The 24,936-nt window shown below is 67.9% G+C and carries 28 protein-coding genes and 1 pseudogene; 23 read left to right on the top strand and 6 right to left on the bottom strand.

Features of this window, described 5'->3' with window-relative positions:
* Positions 1 to 33: 33 nt before the first annotated feature.
* The 6 genes from ACIQCS_RS11495 to ACIQCS_RS11470 all read left to right on the top strand — a co-directional run bounded on the left by ACIQCS_RS11495 (position 34) and on the right by ACIQCS_RS11470 (position 6,562).
* Complete coding sequence (locus ACIQCS_RS11495) at positions 34 to 1,599, top strand: DUF1800 domain-containing protein (RefSeq protein ID WP_345847463.1); 1,566 nt, start codon at positions 34 to 36, stop codon at positions 1,597 to 1,599.
* A 5-nt stretch (positions 1,600 to 1,604) separates the two neighbouring features.
* Positions 1,605 to 2,762 carry a DUF1501 domain-containing protein gene (locus ACIQCS_RS11490; protein ID WP_345847462.1) on the top strand — a complete coding sequence of 386 codons (1,158 nt, stop codon included), beginning with the start codon at positions 1,605 to 1,607 and terminating at the stop codon, positions 2,760 to 2,762.
* A gap of 91 nt (positions 2,763 to 2,853) precedes the next feature.
* Positions 2,854 to 3,576: a GDSL-type esterase/lipase family protein gene (locus ACIQCS_RS11485; protein WP_401530892.1), complete on the top strand. Its 723-nt coding sequence runs from the start codon at positions 2,854 to 2,856 to the stop codon at positions 3,574 to 3,576.
* Between the two features lie 166 nt (positions 3,577 to 3,742).
* Complete coding sequence (locus tag ACIQCS_RS11480; protein WP_345847459.1) at positions 3,743 to 4,822, top strand: acyltransferase family protein; 1,080 nt, start codon at positions 3,743 to 3,745, stop codon at positions 4,820 to 4,822.
* A gap of 277 nt (positions 4,823 to 5,099) precedes the next feature.
* A complete protein-coding gene (locus ACIQCS_RS11475) occupies positions 5,100 to 6,071 on the top strand; it encodes a hypothetical protein (protein WP_345847458.1) in 972 nt (323 codons plus the stop codon).
* A gap of 65 nt (positions 6,072 to 6,136) precedes the next feature.
* Complete coding sequence (locus tag ACIQCS_RS11470; RefSeq protein ID WP_345847456.1) at positions 6,137 to 6,562, top strand: hypothetical protein; 426 nt, start codon at positions 6,137 to 6,139, stop codon at positions 6,560 to 6,562.
* 4 nt (positions 6,563 to 6,566) lie between these two features.
* Here ACIQCS_RS11470 and ACIQCS_RS11465 read toward each other — a convergent pair whose 3' ends face one another.
* Positions 6,567 to 7,220, bottom strand: coding sequence for a TetR/AcrR family transcriptional regulator (locus ACIQCS_RS11465; RefSeq protein ID WP_345847455.1), 654 nt, complete (start codon positions 7,218 to 7,220; stop codon positions 6,567 to 6,569).
* Between the two features lie 178 nt (positions 7,221 to 7,398).
* On the opposite strand from ACIQCS_RS11465, the gene argS reads away from it, so the two are divergent.
* The 9 genes from argS to tatC all read left to right on the top strand — a co-directional run bounded on the left by argS (position 7,399) and on the right by tatC (position 14,248).
* A complete protein-coding gene (gene argS, locus ACIQCS_RS11460; protein ID WP_345847453.1) occupies positions 7,399 to 9,120 on the top strand; it encodes an arginine--tRNA ligase in 1,722 nt (573 codons plus the stop codon).
* Positions 9,121 to 9,123: 3 nt separating this feature from the next.
* The gene (locus ACIQCS_RS11455; protein ID WP_345847451.1) at positions 9,124 to 9,852 is read left to right on the top strand and encodes an SPOR domain-containing protein; all 729 of its coding nucleotides are present in this window, start codon (positions 9,124 to 9,126) and stop codon (positions 9,850 to 9,852) included.
* Positions 9,852 to 9,998 (top strand): hypothetical protein, encoded by a 147-nt coding sequence (locus tag ACIQCS_RS11450; protein WP_345847450.1) that lies wholly within the window; start codon positions 9,852 to 9,854, stop codon positions 9,996 to 9,998. The genes ACIQCS_RS11455 and ACIQCS_RS11450 overlap by 1 nt, the downstream gene beginning before the upstream one ends.
* Positions 9,999 to 10,095: 97 nt before the next feature.
* On the top strand, positions 10,096 to 11,103 hold the full coding sequence (nagZ, locus tag ACIQCS_RS11445; RefSeq protein WP_345847447.1) for a beta-N-acetylhexosaminidase: 1,008 nt from the start codon (positions 10,096 to 10,098) through the stop codon (positions 11,101 to 11,103).
* A 130-nt stretch (positions 11,104 to 11,233) separates the two neighbouring features.
* Positions 11,234 to 11,968 carry a ScpA family protein gene (locus ACIQCS_RS11440; RefSeq protein ID WP_086130381.1) on the top strand — a complete coding sequence of 245 codons (735 nt, stop codon included), beginning with the start codon at positions 11,234 to 11,236 and terminating at the stop codon, positions 11,966 to 11,968.
* Positions 11,965 to 12,570: an SMC-Scp complex subunit ScpB gene (gene scpB, locus ACIQCS_RS11435; protein WP_345847444.1), complete on the top strand. Its 606-nt coding sequence runs from the start codon at positions 11,965 to 11,967 to the stop codon at positions 12,568 to 12,570. The genes ACIQCS_RS11440 and scpB overlap by 4 nt, the downstream gene beginning before the upstream one ends.
* A gap of 72 nt (positions 12,571 to 12,642) precedes the next feature.
* A complete protein-coding gene (locus ACIQCS_RS11430; RefSeq protein ID WP_280279654.1) occupies positions 12,643 to 12,876 on the top strand; it encodes a twin-arginine translocase TatA/TatE family subunit in 234 nt (77 codons plus the stop codon).
* A gap of 56 nt (positions 12,877 to 12,932) precedes the next feature.
* Positions 12,933 to 13,460 (top strand): Sec-independent protein translocase protein TatB, encoded by a 528-nt coding sequence (gene tatB, locus ACIQCS_RS11425; protein WP_345847442.1) that lies wholly within the window; start codon positions 12,933 to 12,935, stop codon positions 13,458 to 13,460.
* Entirely contained in the window at positions 13,457 to 14,248 is a 792-nt protein-coding gene (gene tatC / locus ACIQCS_RS11420) for a twin-arginine translocase subunit TatC (RefSeq protein WP_345847440.1), read from the top strand. Before tatB ends, tatC begins: the two co-directional genes overlap by 4 nt.
* Positions 14,249 to 14,300: 52 nt before the next feature.
* On the opposite strand, the gene ACIQCS_RS11415 is transcribed toward tatC, so the two are convergent.
* The 3 genes from ACIQCS_RS11415 to ACIQCS_RS11405 form a co-directional block, all read right to left on the bottom strand.
* Complete coding sequence (locus ACIQCS_RS11415; RefSeq protein ID WP_280279651.1) at positions 14,301 to 14,435, bottom strand: entericidin A/B family lipoprotein; 135 nt, start codon at positions 14,433 to 14,435, stop codon at positions 14,301 to 14,303.
* 294 nt (positions 14,436 to 14,729) lie between these two features.
* Positions 14,730 to 16,304, bottom strand: coding sequence for a histidine kinase dimerization/phosphoacceptor domain -containing protein (locus ACIQCS_RS11410; protein WP_345847439.1), 1,575 nt, complete (start codon positions 16,302 to 16,304; stop codon positions 14,730 to 14,732).
* 10 nt (positions 16,305 to 16,314) lie between these two features.
* Positions 16,315 to 16,461, bottom strand: coding sequence for a NepR family anti-sigma factor (locus ACIQCS_RS11405; RefSeq protein ID WP_167300909.1), 147 nt, complete (start codon positions 16,459 to 16,461; stop codon positions 16,315 to 16,317).
* A 303-nt stretch (positions 16,462 to 16,764) separates the two neighbouring features.
* Here ACIQCS_RS11405 and ACIQCS_RS11400 point away from each other — a divergent pair, with 303 nt between their 5' ends.
* The 3 genes from ACIQCS_RS11400 (at position 16,765) to ACIQCS_RS11390 (ending at position 18,528) form a co-directional block, all read left to right on the top strand.
* On the top strand, positions 16,765 to 17,562 hold the full coding sequence (locus ACIQCS_RS11400; protein WP_280279649.1) for a response regulator: 798 nt from the start codon (positions 16,765 to 16,767) through the stop codon (positions 17,560 to 17,562).
* A gap of 73 nt (positions 17,563 to 17,635) precedes the next feature.
* Positions 17,636 to 17,773: a hypothetical protein gene (locus ACIQCS_RS11395; protein WP_280279648.1), complete on the top strand. Its 138-nt coding sequence runs from the start codon at positions 17,636 to 17,638 to the stop codon at positions 17,771 to 17,773.
* Between the two features lie 95 nt (positions 17,774 to 17,868).
* Entirely contained in the window at positions 17,869 to 18,528 is a 660-nt protein-coding gene (locus ACIQCS_RS11390) for a sigma-70 family RNA polymerase sigma factor (RefSeq protein ID WP_401530885.1), read from the top strand.
* Positions 18,529 to 18,603: 75 nt separating this feature from the next.
* On the opposite strand, the gene ACIQCS_RS11385 is transcribed toward ACIQCS_RS11390, so the two are convergent.
* Positions 18,604 to 18,777, bottom strand: a complete 174-nt coding sequence (locus ACIQCS_RS11385; protein ID WP_345847434.1) for a hypothetical protein — start codon at positions 18,775 to 18,777, stop codon at positions 18,604 to 18,606.
* A 74-nt stretch (positions 18,778 to 18,851) separates the two neighbouring features.
* On the opposite strand from ACIQCS_RS11385, the gene ACIQCS_RS11380 reads away from it, so the two are divergent.
* The 5 genes from ACIQCS_RS11380 (at position 18,852) to ACIQCS_RS11360 (ending at position 24,747) form a co-directional block, all read left to right on the top strand.
* The gene (locus tag ACIQCS_RS11380; protein WP_345847433.1) at positions 18,852 to 21,539 is read left to right on the top strand and encodes a bifunctional [glutamine synthetase] adenylyltransferase/[glutamine synthetase]-adenylyl-L-tyrosine phosphorylase; all 2,688 of its coding nucleotides are present in this window, start codon (positions 18,852 to 18,854) and stop codon (positions 21,537 to 21,539) included.
* A gap of 10 nt (positions 21,540 to 21,549) precedes the next feature.
* Positions 21,550 to 22,023 carry a peroxiredoxin gene (locus ACIQCS_RS11375; protein ID WP_345847432.1) on the top strand — a complete coding sequence of 158 codons (474 nt, stop codon included), beginning with the start codon at positions 21,550 to 21,552 and terminating at the stop codon, positions 22,021 to 22,023.
* Between the two features lie 26 nt (positions 22,024 to 22,049).
* Entirely contained in the window at positions 22,050 to 22,814 is a 765-nt protein-coding gene (locus ACIQCS_RS11370) for a ferritin-like domain-containing protein (protein ID WP_345847431.1), read from the top strand.
* Between the two features lie 122 nt (positions 22,815 to 22,936).
* Complete coding sequence (locus tag ACIQCS_RS11365; RefSeq protein WP_345847429.1) at positions 22,937 to 24,127, top strand: M23 family metallopeptidase; 1,191 nt, start codon at positions 22,937 to 22,939, stop codon at positions 24,125 to 24,127.
* Between the two features lie 236 nt (positions 24,128 to 24,363).
* The gene (locus ACIQCS_RS11360) at positions 24,364 to 24,747 is read left to right on the top strand and encodes a VOC family protein (RefSeq protein ID WP_345847427.1); all 384 of its coding nucleotides are present in this window, start codon (positions 24,364 to 24,366) and stop codon (positions 24,745 to 24,747) included.
* A gap of 98 nt (positions 24,748 to 24,845) precedes the next feature.
* On the opposite strand, the pseudogene ACIQCS_RS11355 reads toward ACIQCS_RS11360, so the two are convergent.
* A pseudogene (locus ACIQCS_RS11355) lies at positions 24,846 to 24,936 on the bottom strand (IS5/IS1182 family transposase); the annotation flags it as partial.

Genomic DNA, 24,936 nt, shown 5'->3' with positions numbered 1-24,936 from the left:
GTAGTCCGGACATATAACGGACAGGGGAGTCGCATGTCGGACGCCAGTATTGCGCTCAACCGCTTCGGTCTTGGTGCCAGGCCGGGCGAGGATGCCGGGGCCGATCCCCGCAAATGGCTCGCCGGGCAGATCGCCGGCTTCGATCCGCGCCCGCAGATGATCGCGGCGCAGGTGCCCAGCACTCGGGTGGCGAGTGACCTCGCGGATTTCTACGAGCGCCAGCGGCAGATCCGCCAGGCCGAGGGACCGCGCAACCGGCAGCCGCAGCAGCCGCCCGCCATGCCGGCGAGACCCGCGGGCGCGCAGCCGCCCATGGCGGAGGGCGGGGCGATGCAGGACATGCAATCCGCCGCGCCGGCGATGCAGGCGGGCATGCAGCCGGCCGCGAAGCCGCTCTATCAGGGCGAGGACGCGGCGATGATGGCCCGGCGCGAAGCGCGGCGCCAGCAGCAGCAAATCTATGTCGGCATGGTTTCCGCCCGCGCGTTGAGCGCGATCACCACGCCCACGCCCTTCGCCGAGCGGCTCGTGCATTTCTGGGCGAACCACTTCGCCGTATCGGCCGACAAGCTCGAACTGGTCGGGCTGGCGGGCACGATGGAGTTCGAGGCGATCCGCCCGCACGTGATGGGCAGGTTCGGCGACATGCTCAACGCGGTCGAGCGCCATCCGGCGATGCTGCTCTATCTCGATCAGGCCGTCTCGATCGGCCCGAACAGCCCCGCCGGCCAGCTCGCCGCCCGCCGCCAGGCCCAGCGGCGCGCCGGGCTCAACGAGAATCTGGCGCGCGAGATCATGGAGCTCCACACGCTGGGCGTGCGCAGCGTCTACACCCAGGCGGACGTGAGCGAGTTCGCCCGGGCGATGACCGGGTTCACCGTGGCGGGGCTCGGCCGCGGCGCCGGTGCGCGCTATGCCGGCACCGCCGATGGCGCGCCCGGCAGCTTCGTCTTCGCCCCGCGGCTGCACGAGCCGGGCACCCGCACGATCCTGGGCCGGCAATGGGCGCAGGAAGGCGAGCGGCAGGCGGCCGCAGTGCTCGATCATCTCGCCACGCACCCGGCGACCGCGAAGCACATCGCGACCAAGCTGGCCCGGCATTTCGCCAGCGACGATCCGCCCGCACCGCTGGTCGCGCGGCTGGAAAAGGCGTTCCTGAGCTCGGGCGGCGACTTGCCGACCGTCTATCGCACGTTGATCGCGTCGCCCGAATGCTGGGCGCCCCAGCCGGCCAAGTTCAAGTCGCCCTGGGAATGGTCGATCTCGGCGCTGCGTGCGCTCGGCACGCAGCAGGTGCAGGGCAATGCCGTCAACGGGCTGCTGGGCCAGCTCGGCCAGCCGACCTGGAAGCCGGGCTCGCCGGCGGGCTGGGACGATGTCGCCGGCGCCTGGGCCGGCCCCGATGCGGTGATGCGGCGAGTCGAGGCGGCCGAGCGCATGGCGCAGCGCGCCCGCGACACGATCGATGCGCGGCAGCGCGCTGCTCAGCTCTTCCCCGGCACGCTGAGTACCGGCACCGCCCAGTCGATCGCGCGCGCCGAAAGCCCGGGCCAGGGCCTCGCCCTGATGCTCGTCTCGCCCGAATTCATGCGGAGGTAAGCTCGATGACCGCATTTTCCCGTCGCCGCTTCGTCGCCCTCGGCGCCTCGGCCGTCTTCGCATCCACCTTCGGCGCTCGCATGGCCTTTGCCCGCGCGGCGACCGATCGGCGCTTCGTCTTCATCATCCAGCGCGGTGCCGCCGACGGGCTGCATACCGTCGCGCCGGTGGGCGATCCCGCCTATGCGAGCCAGCGCGGCCAGCTCGCCGAGGACTTTGCCTCGGCACCGAAGCTCGACTCGATGTTCGCGCTCCATCCGGCGATGAAGAACGTCTATGGCCTTTACGGCGCCAAGCAGGCGCTGTTCCTGCATGCCGTCGCTTCGCCCTATCGCGACCGTTCGCATTTCGACGGGCAGAACGTGCTCGAGACCGGCGGCACCTCGGCCTATCAGCTCAAGGACGGCTGGCTGAACCGGCTGCTCACCCTGCTGCCCGCCGACGACAAGGCAATCGCGCTCGCTGCCACGGTGCCGCTGGCGCTGCGCGGACCGGTGGAAGTGGCGAGCTATGCCCCTTCGGCGCTGCCCGATGCCTCGGACGACCTGCTGATGCGCGTCACCCAGATGTATCAGGGCGACGCGCAGCTCCACGGCATCTGGGAACAGGCGACAGCCACGAAGATGCTCACCAGCGATCTCGCATCGGACAATGGCCGCAACGCCGCGGCCACGGGCGATCTCGCCGCCAAGATGCTGGCGGCCGAGAACGGCTCGCGGATCGCGATGATCGAGACTGGCGGCTGGGACACGCATGCCGGCCAGCGCGGGCGGCTGGCGGGCCAGCTCAACGGGCTCGATCAGATGATCGGCGCGCTGCAGAAGGGGCTGGGGCCGTTGTGGAGCAACACGGTGGTGCTTGTCGCCACCGAGTTCGGACGCACGGTGAAGGTCAACGGCACGCAGGGGACCGATCACGGCACCGGATCGGTCGCGATGCTGATGGGAGGCGCGGTGAACGGGGGGCGCGTGGTCGCCGACTGGCCGGGCCTCGCCGACGCGGCGCTCTACGAGAATCGCGACCTCAAGCCTACTACCGGGCTCGATGCGGTGATCGGCTCGACGCTCTCGGCGCATTTCGATCTCAGTCCCCAGGCCACGGTGCAGAAGCTGTTCCCCGACGTGCAGGCGGCGCGGCCGATCCAGGATCTGGTGCGGGCCTGATCCGACGGACCGTCGCGGCGGCGGCGCGGCGCCAACCCGGCCTTAACCTTCGCTCCCTAGCATGTGCGCAGTCGCGTGTTGAGGACTGAGAGTGCCGCTGTCGCCCCGATCGCCCGGACCCGTGCGCATCGCGCTTGCCACGCTCGGCAAATGCGCCCTTGCGCTCGCCGTGTTCACGACGATCTTCGGCGGGTGGCAATGGGTCCTGGCGCGCCAGCCCCTGCCTGGCGCCTCCAATCGCGAGGGTGCGTGCGTGCTGTGGTTCGTCGGCAGCTCGACGATGAGCCGCTGGTCCTCCCTCCAGGACGATCTCAAGCCCTGGATCGCGCAGAATCGCGGCATGGGCGGCGCGACCATGGCGGAGATCAATCTCCACATCGCGCATGATCAGGCCAGGCACGCCCCCCAGGCGATCGTCTATTATGCCGGCGACAATGATCTCGCCTTCGGCCGTTCGGTGGACGAGACGGTGGCGGACCTGCGCGAGTTCCTCGCCATCAAGTCGCGCCTGTTCGGCCAGACGCCGGTATTCGTCATCTCGCTGAAGCCCAGTCCCACCCGCTGGGACCGGCGCGACCAGCAGGACCGGTACAATCTGGTCGCGCGGACGATCGCCGGGCAGCGGCCGGACGTCACCTATGTCGATATCGTGCCGCTGCTGCTTCTGCAGGGCCGGCCGGGACCCTTCTACAATGAGGACGGCCTGCATCTGAACGACGAAGGCTATCGGCGCTGGACGATCGCGCTGCGCCGTGCGCTGGACGAGAACCTGCCGCGGAACGTCCTGCAACGATGCCATTCCGAATCGCCTTAGAGGGGCGCATGACTTGAGGCAGGTGCTGGGAAGGTTACGGCAGAATTCATACCGTTTCGCCGCCGCGAGGAACGGCTGATTAAGCAATTTGATCTAGATTAAATCCCAGTCAACTGCACCCGTAGTTGCTCAGGGGGCGAATTTGCGAGGCGAGCGGATTGCCGGTTTGGACAACTGGCGCGCGCTGCTGATGCTGGCCGGGATCTTCCTGCACGCCACGACCGTGCAGGAGATCGACCGGCCCGTCTTCGTGCTGATCGCCAAGACGTCCTCAAATTTCCGCATGGGCACCTTTTTCGCGGTTGCCGGGCTGCTCAGCCTGCTCGCCATCGCCAAGCGCGGGGCCGATCCCTGGCTGGCGCGCCGCAGCTTCCAGATCGGTATCCCGATGCTCTTCGGGCTGTTCGTGCTGGCCCCGTTGATGAGCGCCTGCATGAGTTGGCATGCGTTCGGCACCATGGTGCCGGCGCTGCCGGAACTCGGCTGGTGGCATTTCTGGTTCCTGGTCGACCTGCTCGCCTATGCTCCGATCACCTTCTGGCTCTTCCGAGCGGACCAGGCGCATGCGATCTTCACCCGCATCGATCGATGGGTGGCGCGCGATCGCCCCTCGGTGACGCTGATCATCCTGGCCGTGGGTGTGGCGGCGGCGATGGGCGTCCTGCTCGTCGCGCGGCTGGCCGGCATGGCAGGCGGGCTCGCCGAGCCGGTCTGGGCGGCCCATCAGATCCTGGGCTATGCGCCGCTCTACGCGTTCGGCGTGATCCTGGCGGGCTCGCCGGCCCTGTTCCGCCACATGACCGCGCGTACCGGTCCCGCCTTCACGGTGCTGGCGATGGTGTTCGCGCTCTGCCTGGCCTCGCGGCTGCTGCCGGGGGGCGGGAAGGGCCTTTTCGACGGGCCGGCCAGCCTGCTGAACGTGGTGACCTCGTGCCTGTGCCCCCCGGCGGTCACGGTGCTGATCCTGCGGTCGGCGATCGCGATGCGCGGAACGCCGCCGCTGTTCCGGCGGATATCGGACGCGGCCTTCACCATCTACATGGTGCATTTTCCGATCATCCTCGCGCTCGACCTGCTGCTCGATCCGCTGCGGCTCAATCCCTATGTCTCCTATCTGCTGCTCGTGGGATTGTCGGGCTGGCTCTCCTATCTGGTGCATCGCCTGGTCGTCACGCGCTTCCCCTTCGCGGCGATGCTGCTCAACGGCGCCAATCCGGCCAAGCCGCGTGCGGCCGTAACCGAATAGAGCGACTGCCCGTGCGCCCGCGGCATGTCTGTCCAACTTACATACGTTCTTGATTGCATGTAAATGTGCGCCTAGGCTGCCGCTACCGGCGAAGACCGGCGATCGGGGAGGAACAGTTGCGCATCGATTGCCCGATGGGCGCGGTGCGGCATGCACGACAACCAGCCGGACTTCCCGCTCGCCACTCCGCGCGGCCGAACTGCTCGGCCGGCCTCGATCGATTCGGGGCCACCGATGCGGTTCGAAGGAGAAAATCGATAAGCGCAAGGAGAGGCAGATGAAGACAGTATCTCGGGCGATTTTCACCACATTGGTTTCCAGTGTCGCTCTGGCCGCCGCCCTGCCGGCGAGCGCCCAGTCCATTCCCAACGCGCCGACCGGCCCGGTGGAGACGCAATATTATGCCAATGGCAGCTATGCGACGACCACGACCCGCTCCGCCGCGGCCTGTGATTCCAAGGGCAATCAATGCGATGTCTTCTATCCGTCCAACATCGCGTCGCTGAACATTCGCCTGCCGCTGGTGGTATGGGCCAATGGCACCGGCTCCACGCCGGACAATTACACCAACTGGCTGAAGCACCTCGCCAGCTGGGGCTTCATCGTCGTGGCGACGCGCGACCAGCAGACCGGCTATGGCAACACCGTGCTGGATTCGCTGGCCTATATGCGGGCCGAGGAAGCGAACCCGTCCAGCCCCTTCTATCACCGCGTCGATTTCGCCCATGTCGGGGCGGCGGGCCATTCGCAGGGCGCTTCGGGCGCCGCCAATGCGATGTTCCACTCGAACGGGGTGATCACCACCACGGTGACGTTCGAGCTGCCGAACCAGAATTGGTGCAACCCGGCCGACAATTGCCTGCTCACGCCGACGCTGACCGGCGGCTCGGGATCGATCTTCTATGTGAGCGGCACGGCGGACAGCCTGATCGCGCCGGACACCCAGAGCGGCGGTACCCAGCTCAACTCGCAAACGGCCTATTACAACGCCACGCCGGGCACGATGCTCAAGGCCAAGGGCCTGCTGAAGGGCGCCAACCACAATGACATCACCGGCACGCCGGGCTGTGGTGCGCTCGGCTTCCTCAAGGCCTGCGCGAACGGGGTCTATGGCTATATGGGCTTCCCGACCGCCTGGCTTGCCTGGCAGCTGAAGGGCGATGCCGTCGCCGGCGCCGCGTTCAAGAACGGGACCGGCGAGTTCTTCACCGCGAACGCCTGGACCGGGCGGATCTCCAATATTCCTTGAGCTTCTGGTCGCGCGCCGCGGTCCGGGCGGCGCGCGGCCAACCCCTATCCATGAAAGGCAGGAACATGGTCCGTACCTATGGCATCGCCGCGGCGCTGATCGTGGCGGCGGCCGCCATCGCCTTTTTCGCCTGGCCACGAAGCGCGCCCGTCGCGGCCGATGCCGGCGCCGTCGTGGTGCGGCCGGCCGAAGCCCCGCCCACGCCGGCACCGGTGGCCATGGTGCCGCCGGCCGTGCCCGCGCCGCAGCCGCGATCGGCGGCGGAAACCGCGATCCTGGCATCGATGGAGGATCCGCATGCCGAATTGCGCGATGTCGTCGTCCGGCGGGACGCGCCGCAGATCGCCTGTGGCGAGAAGCGGACCGCGCGGGATCCCGTGTTCCGGCGGTTCGTTTGGCTCGGGCATCTGAAGATGCTCGCAACCGATGACGGGACGAAGGACTTCGGCAATATCGCCGCAGTCTGCCGGGAAGGGCAGCCGGTTCCCTGATCCGTCAGCCGGGCGACGGGATGATCGGGCGCCCGCGGGAGTCGATGACGCCCGCGTTCGTCGCGCCTTCGACCAGCAGGCGCAGGAAATCGACCGAGCGCCGCATGTCCGCGGGGTTCGGCGCAAGGACCTGCGCGATCGACAGCCCGCGCACGGCCCAGACGAACAGGCGGATGCCGGCGAGCATCTCGCTATCCTCGCCGCTGCCGAACTGCTGCTTGATCGTCTCGAGCGACATCTGCTCCACTCTCGCCTGCATCGGCGCGACGAGCGCGGCCAGCTCGGGATCGCTGCGCGACGCCTGGAGTATCTCGAGCACGGCGAGCCCGGAGGGGCGGCTCAGCACCTCCCAGAGCATTTCCGGCCAGTCGGCGAGGCGCGCGCCGCGACCGGTATCGACGGCGATCCGCTCATAGGCGCGCCTCTCGCGCTCGTAGACGCTGCCGATCACATCGGCCATCAGCTGCGCGCGCGTGCCGAAATGGTGATGCAGCGCGCCGCGGGTGACGCCGGCCTCTTCGGCGATCGCCTCGGTCGAGGTGCCGGCATAGCCCTTGCGATAGAGCAGCCGGATCGCGGCATCGAGCAGCGCCTCCCGCGTTTCGGCGGTGCGCTCCGCCTGTGTCCGACGCTTCCTGCCCGCAGCTGCCTCCGCCACCTTGTCTTGTGTCCCTTCCGATCGCCGGTTCCGGCAAAGCGACCCATTTGGCGGGTCGCGGCAAGATCCGTCAACACGTGCCACGCCATGGCGCGGGGATGGCGAAGTTCGGCCGGGGGCTGTGCAGTTTCGGCCGCATCCGCTAAGGCGCGCGCTTCCGCAACCACTGGAACCGTGAATGACGCTCTACGCACGCTTCGCCGCGCATCTGAACCTCGCCCTGGACGCGCTCGTCCTCGCCGGTGACCTGCCTGCGGGGCTGGAGCGACGTGCGGTCACCGTCGAGCCGCCGCGCGACGCCTCGCACGGGGACCTGGCCACCAACGCCGCGATGGTGCTCGCCAAGCCGGCGGGGACCAATCCGCGCGCACTGGCCGAGAAGATCGGCGCGGAGCTGGAGAAGCTGGACGAAGTTGCCTCGGTCTCGATCGCGGGCCCCGGCTTCATCAACCTGACGCTCACCGACGCGACCTGGCGCGGCGAGCTGGTGGCGATCCTCGATGCCGGCGACGATTATGGCCGCTCCGCCATGGGCGCGGGCACGACCGTGAACGTCGAATATGTCTCGGCCAACCCGACGGGCCCGATGCACATGGGCCATTGCCGCGGCGCGGTGGTGGGCGATGCGCTCGCCTCGCTGCTCGAATTCGCCGGCCACAAGGTGATCCGCGAATATTATGTCAACGACGCGGGCGGCCAGGTCGACGTGCTCGCGCGCTCGGCGCATCTTCGGTACCGGGAAGCGCTGGGCGAGACGATCGAGATTCCCGAGGGGCTCTATCCGGGCGAGTATCTGAAGCCGGTCGGCGCGAAGCTCGCGGCGGAGTTCGGCGACAAGTACGTCTCCGCGCCGGAGAGCGAATGGCTCGTGCAGTTCCGCAAGACCGCCGTCGCCGCGATGATGGACATGATCCGGGCCGACCTGGCGCTGCTCGGCATCCATCACGACCTGTTCTCGTCCGAGGCCGAGCTGCAGGCCGCCGGCAAGCCCGAGCAGGCCGAAGCGTGGCTGCGCGAGCGCGGCTATGTCTATGACGGCGTGCTCGAAGCACCCAAGGGCGAGACGCCCGAGGATTGGGAGCCGGTCGAGCTGCCGTTGTTCCGCTCGACGCAATTCGGGGATGATCAGGATCGCCCGATCAAGAAGTCGAACGGCGCCTGGACCTATTTCGGTGCCGATCTCGCCTATCATTTCCAGAAGGCGCAGTCGGCGGACCAGCTGATCGATATCTGGGGCGCCGATCATGCCGGCACCGTCAAGCGCATTGTCGCCGCGGTGCAGGCGCTGACCGGCGGCGAGACCAAGTTCGACGTCAAGCTGGTCCAGATGGTCCGGCTGCTGCGCGACGGCGATCCGGTGAAGATGTCGAAGCGTGCCGGCACATTCGTTACGCTGGCCGACGTGGTGAACGAAGTGGGCAAGGACGTGGTCCGCTTCACCATGCTGACTCGCAAGGCCGACGCGCAGATGGATTTCGATTTCGCCAAGGTGGTCGAGGCGTCGAAGGACAATCCGGTCTTCTACGTCCAATATGCGCATGCCCGCGTCGCATCGCTCCAGCGACGCACCGCGGAGGCGGGGATCGCCTGCGCCGATGTGGATCTGTCTCTGCTTGATACACAGGAGCTCCGGCTGGTTAAGGCCGCCGCACAGTTCCCGCGGATCGTCGAAGCGGCGGCATCGGCACGGGAGCCGCATCGAATTGCCTTTTATCTCTATGATTTGGCGGCTGAGCTCCACAGCCTGTGGAATCTGGGCAAGGACGATGCGAGCCGCCGCTTCCTGATTCCCGATCAGGCGGCGTTGACATGCGCACGGCTTTATTTGGCGCGTTCGATTGGGCAGATTGTACGTAACGGCCTCCGCATCATGGGCGTCGAGGCTGTCCAGGAGATGTGAGGAATGAACATGCGTGGGGGGGAGGCCGGATTCGGCGATGATGATCGCCTTCCCTGGCTGGAGACGGTGGAGGACGATTATCGCGAGGGGCCTTCCTTCGGTCGCCTACTGCTGCTCGCCGTCCTGCTCCTGGCGGTGCTCGGCGCGGGAGCGTTCGGCTATTACTGGTACCAGAAGCAGAAGAGCCTGGCCGGCAACGGCGAGCTGATCGCGGCGCCGGAAGGCGATTACAAGGTCAAGCCCGACGAGCCGGGCGGGATGAAGGTGGATGGCGAGGGAGACACCGTCTTCGCCACCAGCCAGGGCGACAGCGGCAATTCGAGCATCGACACCAGCGCGTTGCCCGAGGCGCCGGTGGACGGCAAGAAGGTGGCGGAGAAGGCGCCGTCGCTGACGGGCGAGAAGAATGCCAAGGTCGCGATCCCGTCCAGCGCCGCCGCCAAACCGGAGGTCCAGCCCAGGCGCGTGCCGGTGATCGCCCCGCAGGCCGGGGGCTCGGGTGCGCTGATCCAGCTCGGCGCCTTCCCGGACGAAGGCGGCGCCAATGCCGCCTGGGCGCGCCTCTCGAAGCGCTTTTCCTATCTGGCGCCGCTCGGCAAGTCGGTCGAGCGCGGCGAGAAGGACGGCAAGTCGGTGTTCCGCCTGCGCGTCAATGCGGGCTCGAACGGTCAGGCGAAGGAGCTGTGCGGCAAGCTCAAGGTGGCGGGCGAGAGCTGCTACGTGGCGAATTGATGGCCGGCCGCCGCAACCTCGCGATCGTGCTGGCCGTCCTGGTGATGGGCCTTGGGGTGGCCGTGACATGGGCGGGCCCGTTCATTGCGCGGGATCGCTGCCTCGATGCGGGCGGTGCGTGGCGGGATGGCCGGTGCGTGCGCTGAACCGCCGGGCCGGCTGACGGCAAGCCATGCCGCACGGGCATGGCCGATATCGGGGGAGGGGCTTATCCGGCGCCTCCCGCTCGGCTAAGACGCCCCCATGAAGCCTGTAATCTTCGGTGTATCCGGCCTGTCGCTCACGGCCGAGGAGCGCGATTTCTTCCGGGACGCCGATCCGCTCGGCTACATCCTGTTCAAGCGCAATTGCGAGAGCCGCGACCAGATGCGCGCGCTCACCGAGAGCCTGCGCGAATTGAGCGGCCGGGCCGATCTGCCGATCCTGATCGACCAGGAAGGCGGCCGCGTCAGCCGGATGGTGCCGCCCGAATGGCCGGCCTTCCCGGCGGGCGAGGTGTTCGGCCGGCTCTACGATGTCGCGCCCGTCTCGGCGATCGAGGCGGCACGGGCCAATTACCATGCGCTGGGCATGATGCTGGCCGATGTGGGAGTCACCGTCGATTGCGCGCCGCTGCTTGATGTCGTCACGCCCGAGGTGACTCAGGCGATCGGCGACCGCGCCTTTGGCGGCGAGCCGATGCGGGTCGCGGCGCTGGGGCAGGCCTGTGTCGAGGGGCTGCGCCGGGGCGGCGTGGTCGGCGTGGTCAAGCACATGCCCGGCCACGGCCGCGCGCTGGTCGACAGCCATCTCGAGCTGCCGCGCGTCCGGGTCGATGCGGCGGCGCTGGAGCAGGACATCGCGCCGTTCCACGCGCTCCGGCATGCGCCGATGGGCATGACCTGCCATGTGGTGTTCGAAGCCTGGGACGCCGAGCGGCCCGCCACGCTGTCGCCCCGGGTGATCGGCGAGATCATCCGCGGCCGCATCGGCTTTGACGGCCTGTTGATGACCGATGACATCGACATGAAGGCCCTTTCCGGCACGCCGGGCGAAAAGGCGATGCAGGCGCTGGCGGCGGGCTGCGACGTGGTGCTCGACTGCTGGGCGCGGATGGAGGAGATGATCGAGATCTCCGGCCTGCTGCCCGACGCGACGCCCGCATGCATCGAGCGGCTCGACCGCGCGATGGCGACGACGGGCGCCGACGAGCCCGATGCGGACTTTGCGGAGCTGATCGCCAGGCGCGACGCGTTGCTGGCGCTGGCGTGAGTTCTCCCTCTCTCCGCTTGCGGGGAGGGGGCGGGCAGAGGGGCCTGTCGATGGCGCACCGCATTTCCCCTCCCCCAAAGGGGAGCGGGAGAGAGATGACAGTCGCTCTCCGACCTGCTTAACTCCGGTCATGGACGTCGAGACACCCGACACGCTGAAGATCGACATCGACGGCTGGGAAGGGCCGCTCGACCTGCTGCTCGCGCTCGCGCGCAACCAGAAGGTGGACCTGCGGCAGATATCGATCCTCCAGCTGGTCGAGCAGTATCTCGATTTCGTGAACCAGGCGCGCGAACTCAGGCTCGAACTGGCCGCCGACTATCTCGTGATGGCCGCCTGGCTGGCCTATCTGAAGTCGGCGCTGCTGCTCCCGCGCAATCCCGAGGAGACGCCGAGCCCCGAGGAGCTGGCGCTCCGCCTGCAGCTGCGCCTCGAGCGGCTCAACGCGATGCGCGATGCCGGCGCGCGGCTGATGGCGCGCGACCGCACCGGGCGCGACAATTTCTTCCGCGGCGCGCCCGAGGGGCTCCGCGTGCTGCGCAAGGCGCGCTGGGAGGCCGAGATCTACGACCTGATCGCCGCCTATGGCCGGATCAGCGCGCGTACCCGACCGGTGATGCACGTCGTCGCGCACCGCGACGTAATGACGCTGGAGGCGGCGATCGAGCGCGTCTCGGCCCTGATCGGCACGCGGATCGAATGGAGCACGCTCCAGTCCTTCCTGCCCGAAGGCGCGACCGGGCCCTATGCCAAGTCGGCGCTCGCCTCGTCCTTTGTCGCCGCGCTCGAGCTGGCCAAGCAGGGCCGGGTGGAGCTCCGGCAGAAATCGGCCTTCGCGCCGCTCTATCTCAAGGCGGCCGGATGACTCCCGAAGATGCAGCTTCGCGCGCGGTGGAGGCCGTGCTGTTCGCTTCCGAGGCCCCGATGACGCTGGACGAGATCCGCGCGCATGTCGGCGCGGAGATCGACCTGCGCGGCGCGCTGGCCGCGCTGGAGGCCCTGTATGCGGGGCGCGGGATCGAGCTGGTCCGCCGCGGCGACCGCTGGCACTTCCAGACCGCCGCCGATCTGGCGCACCTGCTGCGCCGCGACCGGGAGGAGAGCCGCAAGCTCAGCCGTGCGGGCATCGAGACGCTGGCGATCATCGCCTATCACGAGCCGGTGACCCGCGCCGAGATCGAAGCGATCCGGGGCGTGCAGATCTCCAAGGGCACGATCGACGTGCTGATGGAAGCCGGCTGGGTGCGTCCGGCCGGCCGCCGCGAAGTGCCCGGGCGGCCGCTGATGTATGCCACCACGGGCGGCTTCCTCACGCATTTCGGCCTCTCCAGCCGCCGCGACCTGCCGGGAATCGACGACCTCAAGGCCGCGGGCCTGCTCGATCCGGTCGATCTCGCCATGGAGGCGCTGGGCGAAAGCGACATGGCCGAGGCGCCCGAAAGCGAAACTGTCACAGACGACGAATAGGGCGCTCCCGCGTTGGCCATTGCCGCTGCTGCGCGCGAGGCCTAGATAGAGATTGAATCAAGGAGATTTGTTATGGGTATGGGCAGCATCTGGCACTGGCTCGTGCTGGGCTTGATTGCGATCCTCCTGCTCGGCGGCGGTCGCTTCTCGAACATGATGGGCGACGTCGCCAAGGGTATCAAGCAGTTCAAGAAGGGCATGTCGGAGGAGGATGAGGACAAGCCGGCGACCCGCATCGAAGGCAAGGCGGCCCCGGAGCCGACCGTGCAGCGCGAGGCCGAGCCCGCGCGCGAAGAGAAGCTCTGAACTTCCGCGCCGCTCCCGGCTCAGGGCGCCGGGGGCCGCTTCTGGCGATTTGATCGATGCTTGATTTCAACGCGCCCGAATTCGTGGTCGTCGCCATTGTGGCGCTGATCGTGATCGGGCCCAAGGATTTGCCCAAGGCGATGCGCTTCGTGGGCAAGTGGTTCGGCAAGGCGCGCGCCGTCGCGCGCCAGTTCCGCTCCGGGTTCGACAGCATGGTCCGCGAGGCGGAGCTTGCCGAGCTCGAGAAGCAATGGGCGGCCGAGAATGCGCGCATCATGTCGGAGCATCCGCCCGCGGCGCTTCCCGCGCCGGAGGCGGAGGTGCACCATGTCGGCGAGGACGCGGCGCCCGTGATGGTCGAGCAGCCTGCGATCCTGGGCGAGACGCCGGGCGTGTCCGCGCCGGCGCCCAAGCCGAAGCGGGCGCGCAAGTCGGCCGCCGTCGCCGCCGAGCCGGTGGCCGAGCCCGTCGCCAGGCCCGCGCCCAAGCCGCGCGCGCGCAAGGCAGCCGGTAGCTCGGCCGAGCCGGCGGCCAAGCCGCGCACCCGCAAGAAGGCCGTGCCGCCTGCAGAGGCGGCGGAATGAGGGACATCGACGATACCCAGCAGCCCCTGCTCGAGCATCTGATCGAACTGCGCCGCCGCCTGCTCTACTGCGTGGCGGCCTTGTTGGTGACTTTCTTTGCCTCCTTCTATTTCTCGAAGGAAATCTACGGTTTCCTCGTCCATCCGCTCGCCGTGGCCGGGCAGGACCAGGTGATCTTCACGCAGATATTCGGGGCGTTCTTCGTCCAGCTCAAGGTCGCCTTCTTCTCGGCGATGATGCTGTCCTTCCCGGTGATCGCGACACAGCTCTGGCAGTTCGTCGCGCCCGGGCTCTACCGGCAGGAAAAGAAGGCGCTGCTGCCCTTCCTGCTGGCAACTCCGGTGCTGTTCATCGCGGGCGCTTCGCTCGCCTATTTCATCGCCATCCCCACGGCGCTGCATTTCCTGCTCGGCTATCAGGGCGAACTCGGCACCAGCGGCGTCAAGCAGGTGGCGATGCCCGATGCTGAGAAATATCTCGATTTCGTGATGCAGTTCCTCTTCGCCTTCGGCATCACCTTCCTGCTGCCGGTGCTGCTGATGCTGCTCGAGCGGGCGGGAATCGTCACCTATGAGCAGCTCAAGGGCGCCTGGCGCTATGCCGTGGTCGCCGCCTTCGCGATCGCCGCGGTGCTGACGCCGCCGGACGTCGGCTCGCAGCTGCTGCTCGCGATTCCGCTGGTCGGCCTCTATTTCCTGTCGCTGGCGGCGATCTGGTTCACGCGCCGCCGTCGCCCGGCCGCGAAGGACGCCGAGGACGAGGACGAGACGGAGGCCGCCGAGGCCTGACGCGAAAAAGCCCTTCCCGTGTGCGCGGGAGGGGCTTTCCTTTCCGCCTGGCCTATTTGGCGTCGTTCGCGGTCTTGGCGACCGTGTCGCCGGCCGAGGACACGTCCCGGCCCATGCCTTCGATCGTGTTGCAGGCCGAGACCAGCATCGCGCCGGCAAGCGCGGCGCAGGCGATGATCTTACGCATATTCACTCTCCACGTACCGGATCCCGTCGGGATCACCGGACCAATGCGCAGGTTCGCGCAAACGTTCCGTTTGCTCGGCAAGTGCCTGCCAATGCTGAAGAAAGTGCGAGGGGCCCGAAAATTTTTAGGCCCGGAAGCGTCACCGGGGGGGGAGGGTTGACGCTTCCGGGCCCATGTCTTGGATAGCGAGAGCGGGGGGGCAAAAGGTCACTATCCGAAGAGCAAAACGGTCCATGCGATCCCGGGTTCCACGCCCCTCGATTTTTTTCGAACTTTTTTTATCCAGGTTATTGCTCAGGGGCGGCCGGTGATCGCGATGGCGGCTTCATAGGCGCCGCTGAGCGGATCGTGATGCAGCTTGGTGCGCAATTGCCGGGCAAGGCCGCCGATCACGCGGCCATAGCGATTCTCCACCAGCGTCTCGAGCGCGGGGCTCTCCACCAGGGCAGGCGAGGTGACGCGCAGGAGCGCCCGGTGCTCGTCATCGTCGATCGGCTTGATCGAGATGCGGATCTGCGCGGCCGGATTGCAGTTCATCGCCAGCTCGACGATCTCGGTGAGCAGGAAGGCGACGGCGATCGCCACGTCCTGGTTGACCAGCACCGGCGAGATGTCGAGCGTCACGCCCAGCCCCTGGGCGCGCTCGGGAGCGGTGGCGCGGATATTGGCGGCAAGCTCGCCGATCACCGAGCGGAGGTCGAGCCCGCGATTCTCTTCCAGTTCGGCATAATGGTGGCGATGGACCACTGCGAGCGCGTCCACCCGGCGCTGGATCGAGGCATAGGCCTCGCTCGCTTCCTCGCTCCGGGCGCTGCGCGCGTGGAAGTTGATCAGGCTGGCGATCACCTGAAGATTGTTCTTCACCCGGTGATGAACTTCGCGAGTCAGCTTGGTCTGGCGCACCAGCCCCTCGGCCAGGTCGGCCTCATGTTCCTTCACGGTGCGGCTGATGTCGCGGAACGTGTCGCCCAGTTCGCGGATCTCCGCGGCGGGCATGTCGCCGAAGCGCTTGATGTCGATCACTTCGCCCGGCTTGTAGGCGCCGACGCTCGCGCGCAGGCGGCGCAGCGGCCGGATCAGGAGGATATCGACGACGAACCAGCTGATGCCCGCGGCGGCGAGCCACATCAGCACCAGCACCACCGTGTTGATGATCATCGGCGACGTGATCGGCGTGCCCAGCATCGACATTTCGAGCTCGAGCCCGTCGATGCCCAGATTGCTGGGAATGATCTCGCGGCGATCGAGCGGCCCCGCGCCCTCCAGCCTGCGCAGCACCAGCCGCTCGCCATTCTGCATCAGCGCCGCGCCATATTCGGGAACGAAGCCGCTCGGCTGGATCAGCGCGGCGAGCGTGGTCTTCGAGTAGAAGGCGGTCGCGGTGCTGCCCGTTCTGCCGCCGATGCGCAGCGTCATGCCGTCCGCCTCCAGCGTGGTCCGCACCTGGCGGTGCTGGAGCCTGGCCCTGTCCTCCGCGCGGAAGCGCTGGCCGCAGATGACGCGGCCCTCGCCGTCGGCGATCGAGAAGCGCGCGCCCGCCGTGGTGGCGAAGGTGCCCGCCAGGCGAGTGCAGGCCGGAACGTCGTGTGGATTGGCTTCCAGCGCCGCCAGCGCGTCGGCGAGCTGGCTCACATGGTTGACGAGGATGTCGCGCAGCACGCCCGAGCTCTCGCCGGCGGCGGCGCCCAGCCGGGCGCGGGCTTCGGTATCCGCGTTTCGCGTGCTCTGCAGCGTGGTGAACAGGGCGATCAATGCCAGCGGCAGCAGGCAGAGAATCAGGTAGAGGAAGACCTTGGCGCCGGTGGGCAATTGCACCAGCGCCGCGGCCGGACGGATCCTGGCGCGCGGTTCTTCGTCTGCGATGTCCATGGACTCCGGACTAGTCGAGCTTCTTCAGCAGGTCGAGCAGATCGTCGGGAACGGCTTCGCCCAGGGCCTCGTCATAGGCCTGGCGCAGCGCCACGCCGACATTGCGACCGGGGCGACCGGTTTCCTTCCCGCCATCGGATTTGGGCGGCTTTTTCATTTTCTCATCCGCGGAACGCACCAATTCCCCCCTGCGCCGTAGCGTTACCCACGGCCCGGACTAAAAGCGACCTGTTCCGGATGCAACTTCCGGAATTGAACGAAAGCCACCGGTCGCATGGGGCCGGCGGCTGAGCGGCAACACTACGCAGCATCTGCCATGAAACCAAATAGCGCCTCGTTTGTTCCACAGGCGATGCAATATCCGGGGAGGGGCTCCTTCGGGTGGCACGAATGAGGATTGCAATAGCTCGTAACGGGGATGAAACAACCCGTTCCGCACTCGTAGGAGAATAGTTCGACCATGTCGCTTGGACAGCAACTCGCGCCGCACCTTCCGTTGCTCCGCCGCTATGCGCGCGCGCTCACCGGCAGCCAGGCCGATGGCGATCGTTATGTGCGCGCGGCGCTCGAGGCGATCGTCGCGGCGCCGGACCAGTTCCCCCGCGAGGTCGATCCGCGGCTGGGCCTGTACCGCACCTTCCAGGCGATCTGGCAGTCGACGCATCTCGAGGAAGAGGATGTCGTGGCGGATGCCGCCAACGAGAATGAGGCGATCGCCCGCAAGCGGCTCGCGCGCCTTACCCCATTGTCGCGTCAGGCGCTGCTGCTCACCACTGTCGAGGGCTTCAGCATCGAGGATGCGGGCTATCTGATCGAGGAGGATGCGGGACAGGTGCAGAAGCTGGTGGGCGAAGCCGTGGCCGAGATCGAGCGCCAGACGCGCACGCGGGTGATGATCATCGAGGACGAGCCGCTCATCGCGATGGATCTGGAGCAGATCGTGCGCGACCTGGGCCATGAGGTGACCGGCGTCGCCGTCACGCGTGACGAAGCGGTCGCGCTGGCGATGGAGGACCGGCCCGGGCTGGTCCTCGCCGACATCCAGCTCGCCGACGACAGCTCGGGCATCGACGCGGTGAAGGACATCCTTGCCGAATTCTCGGTGCCGGTGATCTTCATCACTGCCTTCCCCGAGCGGCTGCTCACCGGCGAGCGGCCGGAGCCGACGTTCCTGATCACCAAGCCGTTCCAGCGGGAAACCGTGAAGACGACGATCAGCCAGGCGCTGTTCTTCGACCAGGCGACCGTCCCGGCCTGAGCCATTCGCGAAAAATCCGGCGCGGGTTCCACATGATACGGACCCAAAACGGTCTTCGCGGGTTGTAGATGGCATGGCTGAGAATGACGAATCCATCCATATCGACAGCGAGCGGGCCCGCGCCGGCGCTACGCCGCACATGACGCGCTATGTGCTGGGCTATGGCCTGGTGCTGGTCATCGTCGCGTTCGCCGTGATCCTTCTCTTCTGACCGCGCACGGCATGAATATGCTGGCAATCGCGGCCACCAAGCCTATCTCTGGAACAGGCCGCTTCCACGCGGCCCACGCAAAAAAGCGGGATCGAATGAGTCAGTCCGAACAGCCCGAGGACAAGGGGACCGAGGCGCCGCAGGAGCATGTCTCGCTCTCCGACCCCGAGTTCAAGAAACAGCTCGCGATGGTCATCCCGCATCTGCGCGCCTTTGGCCGCTCGCTTTCGGGCAGCCGCGACCTGGCCGACGATCTGGTGCAGGAGACGCTGCTCAAGGCCTGGGCAGCGCGCAAGCGCTTTCAGGCCGGCACCAACATGCGCGCCTGGACCTTCATCATCCTGCGCAACCTGTATCTCAGCCAGATGCGCCGCGCGCGCTTCAAGGGCGAATGGGACGATCTGGTTGCCGACCGGCTGCTCGCCGCGCCGGCGAGCCAGGATCGGCATGTCGAGCTCTCGGACATGCAGCGCGCGCTGCTCCATCTTCCCCAGCCGCAGCGCGAGGCGCTGATCCTGGTCGGGGCCGGGGGCTTCGCCTATGAGGAGGCGGCCGAGATCTGCCAGGTCGCCGTCGGCACGATCAAGAGCCGCGTGGCGCGCGGGCGAGTCGCGCTCGAGCATCTGCTCAGCGAAGGGCAACTGCCTTCGCGGCGGCTGGAGCCCGGCACCGCCGAAGGCAAGACGGCGCTCGACACGATCATGGGCGAAGTGGAGGATCTCAGCCGCGATCGCGGCGACCTCTCGGCCAAATAGGCCCGGACCCACGCAAAATTCAGGCCGCGCTTCTCGGAGGAGCGCGGCCTTTTCCATGCCGGGAAAGCTCGAGGTTCAGCGGGGCCGGTTGAGCAGGCGAAGCATCGCCGCCATGTCGTCCGGCAGCCCCGAGTCCCGCGCATAGGCGTCGCGCAGTGCCAGGCCGATCGCGTCGCTGGCGCGCGGCGCTTCGACCCGATATGCGGGCTGCCGGGCTTCGCTGGCCGGGGCTGAAGTCGTCTGGTTCATGTTGCTAGAACAATTCAATTCTCGTTTTGTTGCTTGACTTTTTGCAATGCACCGTTTCGCAGGTGGCTGATTCCGTGACTGAAATCCTTCTCCCCGCAGATCTCGCCGACGCCGTCGCACGTGTTCGGGCCCATGCGCCCTTCCTCGACAACCTGCTCACGCGCGAGGCTGTGCTGGTCGCCGATCTCGACGCCGCCCTTGCGGACCCCCGCGCGGCCGCACGGGCCGGCGTGGGCGAAATGGGCGAGGGCGCGCGGCTGCGCATCGAGCGCCGCCGGCTCGCGCTCCTCGTCGCCCTGGGCGATCTCTCGGGCCGGTTCGACCTCACGCGCGTCACCCATCTCCTCACCGATTTCGCCGACGAAGCGCTGGACCGGGCGATCCGCGCGGCGATCCTCGAGCGCACGCCCGACGCCGAGCCGCGCGGATTCGCCGCGATCGCGCTCGGCAAGCAGGGCAGCCGCGAGCTGAACTATTCGTCGGACATCGATCCGATCCTGCTTTTCGATCCCGAGACGCTGCCCTGCCGCCCGCGCGAGGACGTGCAGGAAGCGGCGGTGCGGATCGGCCGCCGCGTGGTCGAGCTGCTCCAGGCGCGCGACGGCGACGGCTATGTGCTGCGCGTCGACCTGCGCCTGCGCCCCTCGCCAGAAGTGACGCCGATCGTGCTGCCGGTCGAGGCGGCGATCTCCTATTATGAGAGCCAGGCGCTGCCCTGGGAACGCGCCGCCTTCATCCGCGCCCGGGCCTGTGCCGGCGATCTGGCGCTCGGCGGCTGTTTCCTCGACGCGATCCGTCCGTTCGTGTGGCGCCGCGCGCTCGACTATGGCACGATCCGCGAGATCCGCGACATCAGCCGCCGCATCCGCGATCATTATTCGCAGGCCCAGGCGTTCGGCCCCGGCTATGACCTGAAACGGGGGCGGGGCGGCATCCGCGAGGTCGAGTTCTTCGCCCAGATCCACCAGCTCATCCATGGCGGCCGCGAGCCGTCGCTGCGCGCGCCCGCCACGCGCGACGCGCTCGCCGCGCTGGCCGAGGCGGGGCGGATCGGGCTCGACGAGGCGCAGGATCTCACTCGGGCCTATGTCGCGCTGCGCACGATCGAGCACCGGCTCCAGATGGTCGACGATCGCCAGACGCACCAGTTGCCCGAAAACCCGGATTCGCTCGACAATGTCGCCCGGCTGCACGGCCTGGCAGGCGGCGCCGCGCTCACCGATCTGCTCCTGCCGCACGTCACCCGCGTCGGCGCGGTCTATGACGGCCTGGCGGGCGAGGAGGAGCAGCGGCTGCCGAGCGAGAGCGCGCCGCTCGAGGCGAAGCTCGGCGCAGCCGGGTTCGAGCGGCCGGACGGTGCCGCGCGGATCGTCCAGGGCTGGCGGGCGGGCACCTATCCGGCGCTGCGCACGCCCGCTGCCCGGGAGGCGCTGGAATCGGTGCTGCCCGGCCTGATCGACGCCTTTTCCCGCGCGCCCGACACGGTGCACGCGATCACCCGCTTCGACGCGATGCTCTCGCGCCTGCCCAGCGCGATCAATTTCTTCCGCCTGCTCGAAGCGCAGCCCGGGCTCGCCCAGCTGCTCGGCGCGATCCTGGCGCTGGCGCCCACGCTGGCCGAGCAGCTGGGGCGGCGCGCCGAACTGCTCGACGGGCTGATCGACGCGACCGCGCTGGCGCCGGTTCCCGATATCGAGACGCTCGCCGCCGGCATGCGCCGCTGGGAGCCGGGCTCGGACTATCAGTTCCAGCTCGAGTTCGTCCGGCGCTTCGTCAACGAGAAGCGCTTCGCGCTCGGCGCGCAGATCGTCGCCGGAGCGAGCGATCCGCTCGAGGTCTCGACGGGCTATGCTCGCGTCGCCGAGGCGGCGATCGAGACATTGGCCAGCGCGACGGTGAGTGAATTCTCGCGCAACCACGGCGTGGTGCCCGATAGCGAGCTGGTGATCCTCGCGCTCGGCCGGATGGGCGGGCAGGCGCTCACCCATGCCTCGGACCTCGACCTGGTCTATCTCTTCACCGGCGATTATGCGGCGGAGAGCGACGGCGCCAAGCCGCTCGGCGCGGTGATGTATTACAACCGGCTCGGCCAGCGCGTCACCGCCGCGCTCTCGGTGCCGACGCCCGCCGGGCCGCTCTACGAAGTCGACACGCGGCTGCGCCCCTCGGGTGCGCAGGGGCCGCTGGTCGTGTCGCTCGACGGGTTCGAGAAATATCAACGCCAGGATGCCTGGACCTGGGAGCATATGGCGCTCACCCGGGCCCGCCCGGTCTTCGGCTCGCCATCGGCGCGCGCCAGGGTCCAGGCGATCATCGACGCGGTGCTCCAGGGCGCGCGGCCGGAGCGCGATATCCGGGCCGAGGCGCTCAGGATGCGGGCCGACATGGCGGCGCACAAGCCGCCCAAGGGGCCGCTCGACGCCAAGCTGCTCGATGGCGGGCTGGTCGACCTGGAGTTCGCGGTGCATGTGACGCAGCTCGTCCACCATGCCGGCTTCGAGCCGCGGCTGGGGCCGGCGATCGACCAGCTGGCGGGGCAGGGGCTGTTGCCCCCCGCCATGCGCCCGGCGCATGATTTCCTCACCCGGCTGCTCGTCACCATGCGGCTGGTCGCGCCCGACGCGCAGCCGCCGGGCTTTGCCACCCAGGCGCTGATTGCCCGTGCGCTCGAGCTCGGCAGCTGGGACGAGGTGGTTGCGCAGCTCGACCGGACCCGGCAGGAGGTCCGCGATTGCTGGGCGGCGGTGCGCGGCCCTGCCTGAGGAGAAGACGATGGCTATCGAGGAAGGCGACAAGATCCCCGCGGTCGATCTCGACGGGACCGAGGGAGAGGTGATCGCGCTCGCGGACAAGGCGGGGAAGCCCTTCGTCCTCTATTTCTATCCCAAGGACGACACGTCGGGCTGCACGCGCGAGGCGCAGGATTTCTCGGCATTGCTGCCGGAATTCGCGGCGCTGGGCGCCGAGGTGCTGGGCGTTTCCAAGGATCCGCCGATCAAGCACCAGAAGTTCATCAACAAATACGACCTTACCGTGCCGCTCGCGACCGATACCGAGGGCAAGGCAATGGAAGCGTTCGGCGTCTGGGTGGAGAAGCAGCTCTACGGCAAGCGCTATATGGGCATCGACCGATCGACTTTCCTGTTCGACGATCAGGGCAGGCTGTTCCGCGCCTGGCGCCGGGTGCGCGTGCCCGGCCATGCGGTGGACGTCCTCGAATCGATCAAGGAAATGCAGGCGCGGTGAGAAGCGTTGCCGAGGCCTGCCGCGCGGTGCTCGCCGCGGCGGCGCCGGCCGACAAGATCAAGGCGGCCCGCGCCGCCGCGCGCGACTGGCGGCTGGGGCGGCTGGCCTTTGCGTTCGACGTGGCGATGCCCGATCGCCCCGCGCGTCCCGACAGGCCGGAGCTGCTGCCGCCCAACCGCATGCCCAAGCGCGGCAAGGGCGGCTCCGAGCGCGGGCGGATCGCGCTGATCCATGCGCTCGCGCATATCGAATTCGCTGCGATCGACCTGGCCTTCGATGCGGCCGGGCGCTTCGGCGGACAGTTCCCGCGCGGTTTCACCGATGACTGGATGCAGGTCGGCGCCGACGAGGCGATGCATTTCGCCCTGCTCGACCGGCGGCTGCGGAAGCTGGACAGCCATTACGGCGCGATGCCCGCGCATGACGGGTTGTGGGATGCTGCAGCCGAGACCGCGCATGATCCGCTTGCCCGGCTGGCGGTGGTGCCGATGGTGCTGGAGGCGCGGGGACTAGATGTGACGCCCGCCACGATCGAGCGATTTCTGGCGGCGGATGATGCAGTTACGGCGCGCATCCTCACACGCATTCTGAACGATGAGGTGCGGCATGTCCGCGCTGGAACCCGATGGTTCGAATCAGCCTGCCGCGAAAAGGGTTTCGTCCCCGAAACGGCCTGGCAGGCGCTGGTGACCCGCCACTTTCGCGGCTTGCTTAAGCCTCCGTTCAACGACTCGGCGCGCGACTCAGCCGGTTTGTCCCGCGATTATTACCAACCTCTTGCCGTGGACTGATTCCTCGGGCCACAAGCCATCGTCCAGAGGCGGAGGGGCTGCTTCCTGCGACACGGGATAATTCGAAGTACGGCGGCCGGGTCGCGTTTCGGTGCTGGCTTCCATGAAACTGCCGGGGAATCATGGCTAAGGCGTCGAACACCAGAACCGCTACCGCAGCTCAGCGGTTCCGTGCTTTCTTCACTACCCGCGATTTTATTTTCCATGACGGCCGCGACCTGAAGCGTTTCAGCGTCGCCGGGCGCACCCAGGCGCTGCTCGCCGGTGTCGCCACTGTCACCGTGCTGTTCTCGGCCTATGGCGTGGCCCAGGCCGCGGTGGGCGCGATCGCGATCAGCGGCGTGACCGGCACGCCCGCTTCGCCGGAGGCGCAGGTCGCCCGGATGCGCGAGCAGGTCGAGAAGATGCAGGCCGATGTCACCGCCGCCAAGGAGGCTGCGCGCCTCCAGGCCGCGCGCGTCGAGCAGCACCAGGCGCTGATCAGCGCGACGCTCACCGGCAAGGGCGATCGCAAGGTGATCGAGCAGCCGCTGCCGGGCGCCTCGCAGCGCACCAGCGCCGTCGCCAATGAAGTCCTCGCCCCGCTCAAGCGCGTCGAGGCGCGCCAGATCGCGCTGGCCGGCAAGGCCCGCGCCGCCGGCGAGGCCCGGTATCAGCAGACCGCGGGCGAGCTTCGCCGCCTCGGCCTTTCGCCCGAGCGCTATGTGAAGGTGCCGGCGATGGGCGGCCCCTATGAGCCGGTCGACAACGACAATGCGAGCGGCAGCGACGCCTCGGCCGAGGCGGCCGATGCCCAGTTCCGCGCGCTGTTCGTCACCTGGAAGAAGCTCGACATGCTCGAGCAGACGGTGATCTCGATCCCGTCGATGCAGCCGGTCGACAAGCTCACCTTCACTTCGAATTACGGGGTCCGCTCGGATCCGTTCCGCGGCACCGCCGCGATGCACGCCGGCGTCGACATTCCCGGCGCGCTCGGCACGCCGATCTATGCCACGGCCGATGGCGTCATCAGCCATGCCGGCCGGCAGGGCGGCTATGGCAATCTCGTCCAGATCAACCATGGCCGCGGCATCGAGACCCGCTACGGCCATCTCTCGAAGATCCTCGTCGCCGACAATACCCGCGTGAAGCGCGGCCAGCTGATCGGCCTGATGGGCTCGACCGGCCGTTCGACCGGCAGCCACCTCCATTATGAGGTGCGCGTCGATGGCAAGGCGGTGAACCCGATCCCGTTCCTGCAGACCGGCGAGTATCTCGCTTCGGTGCAGGACCGCGTGACGGGCGGCGTCGGCGGTCCGGCCACCAGCAAGTAACGCGGGCTTTCAGAGTCAGGAGAGGAGAGGGGCTGCCCGTGTAGGCGGCCCCCTTTCCTATGTGCCTCCGTCGCTAATGCTAATCGTTCGCGGATCGGACGGGCTTGGACGGTGCGCGGGTTTTCGTCTAGGCTGCAGGCAGGATCGTCATCGGGGGAGCATATGCGCCGGCCGGAATTCCTGCTCATATCGTTGCCGGCTCCAGGCGCGCGCGCCTATCGAGAAGCCGGCGGCCGGTGAGCTTCCCCGCCGCCTGCCCGGAGATTCCGGTTTCCGATCTCGCCGCCGCGCTGGACTGGTATCGCACGCGCCTGGCCTTCACGATCGACTGGTCGGACGAGGCGCTCGGTCTTGCCGGCGTGTCGCGGGGGGCGAGCCGGATGTTCCTGAGCAACGCCGCCTATCGCGCGCATCTCGGCAATGCGCCGCCCCTGGTCCTGTGGCTCAATCTGAACGGCCGGGCGGAAGTCGATGCGCTCCATGCCGAATGGTCGGAACGGGGTGTCGCCATCGATGCTCCGCCCCGGGCCGAGCCCTGGAAGCTCTACGAATTCTTCGCCGCGGATCCCGACGGCAACCGCTTCCGCGTCTTCTACGATTTCGCCTGGGAAGAGCGTTAGGCTGGGAACGCATATTCTTGCTTCGTCATCCCGGCCTTGCGCCGGGGTGACGGCAGAAAATCTGATACTTGTTTGGGTTCTCAACCTAGGTTGGGGACTCATTTAAGCCACGCGGTGATAAGGGCTACGAGAGCGATGGCAGCGAGGTAGTTTGTGGCATGCCGGTCGTATCTGGTAGCGATGCGTCGC

Source organism: Sphingomonas sp. NPDC092440, assembly GCF_044754985.1.
Lineage (GTDB): Bacteria > Pseudomonadota > Alphaproteobacteria > Sphingomonadales > Sphingomonadaceae > Sphingomonas.
Note: the sequence above shows the minus strand (reverse complement) of the source record. Positions and strands in the feature narration are given on the sequence as shown.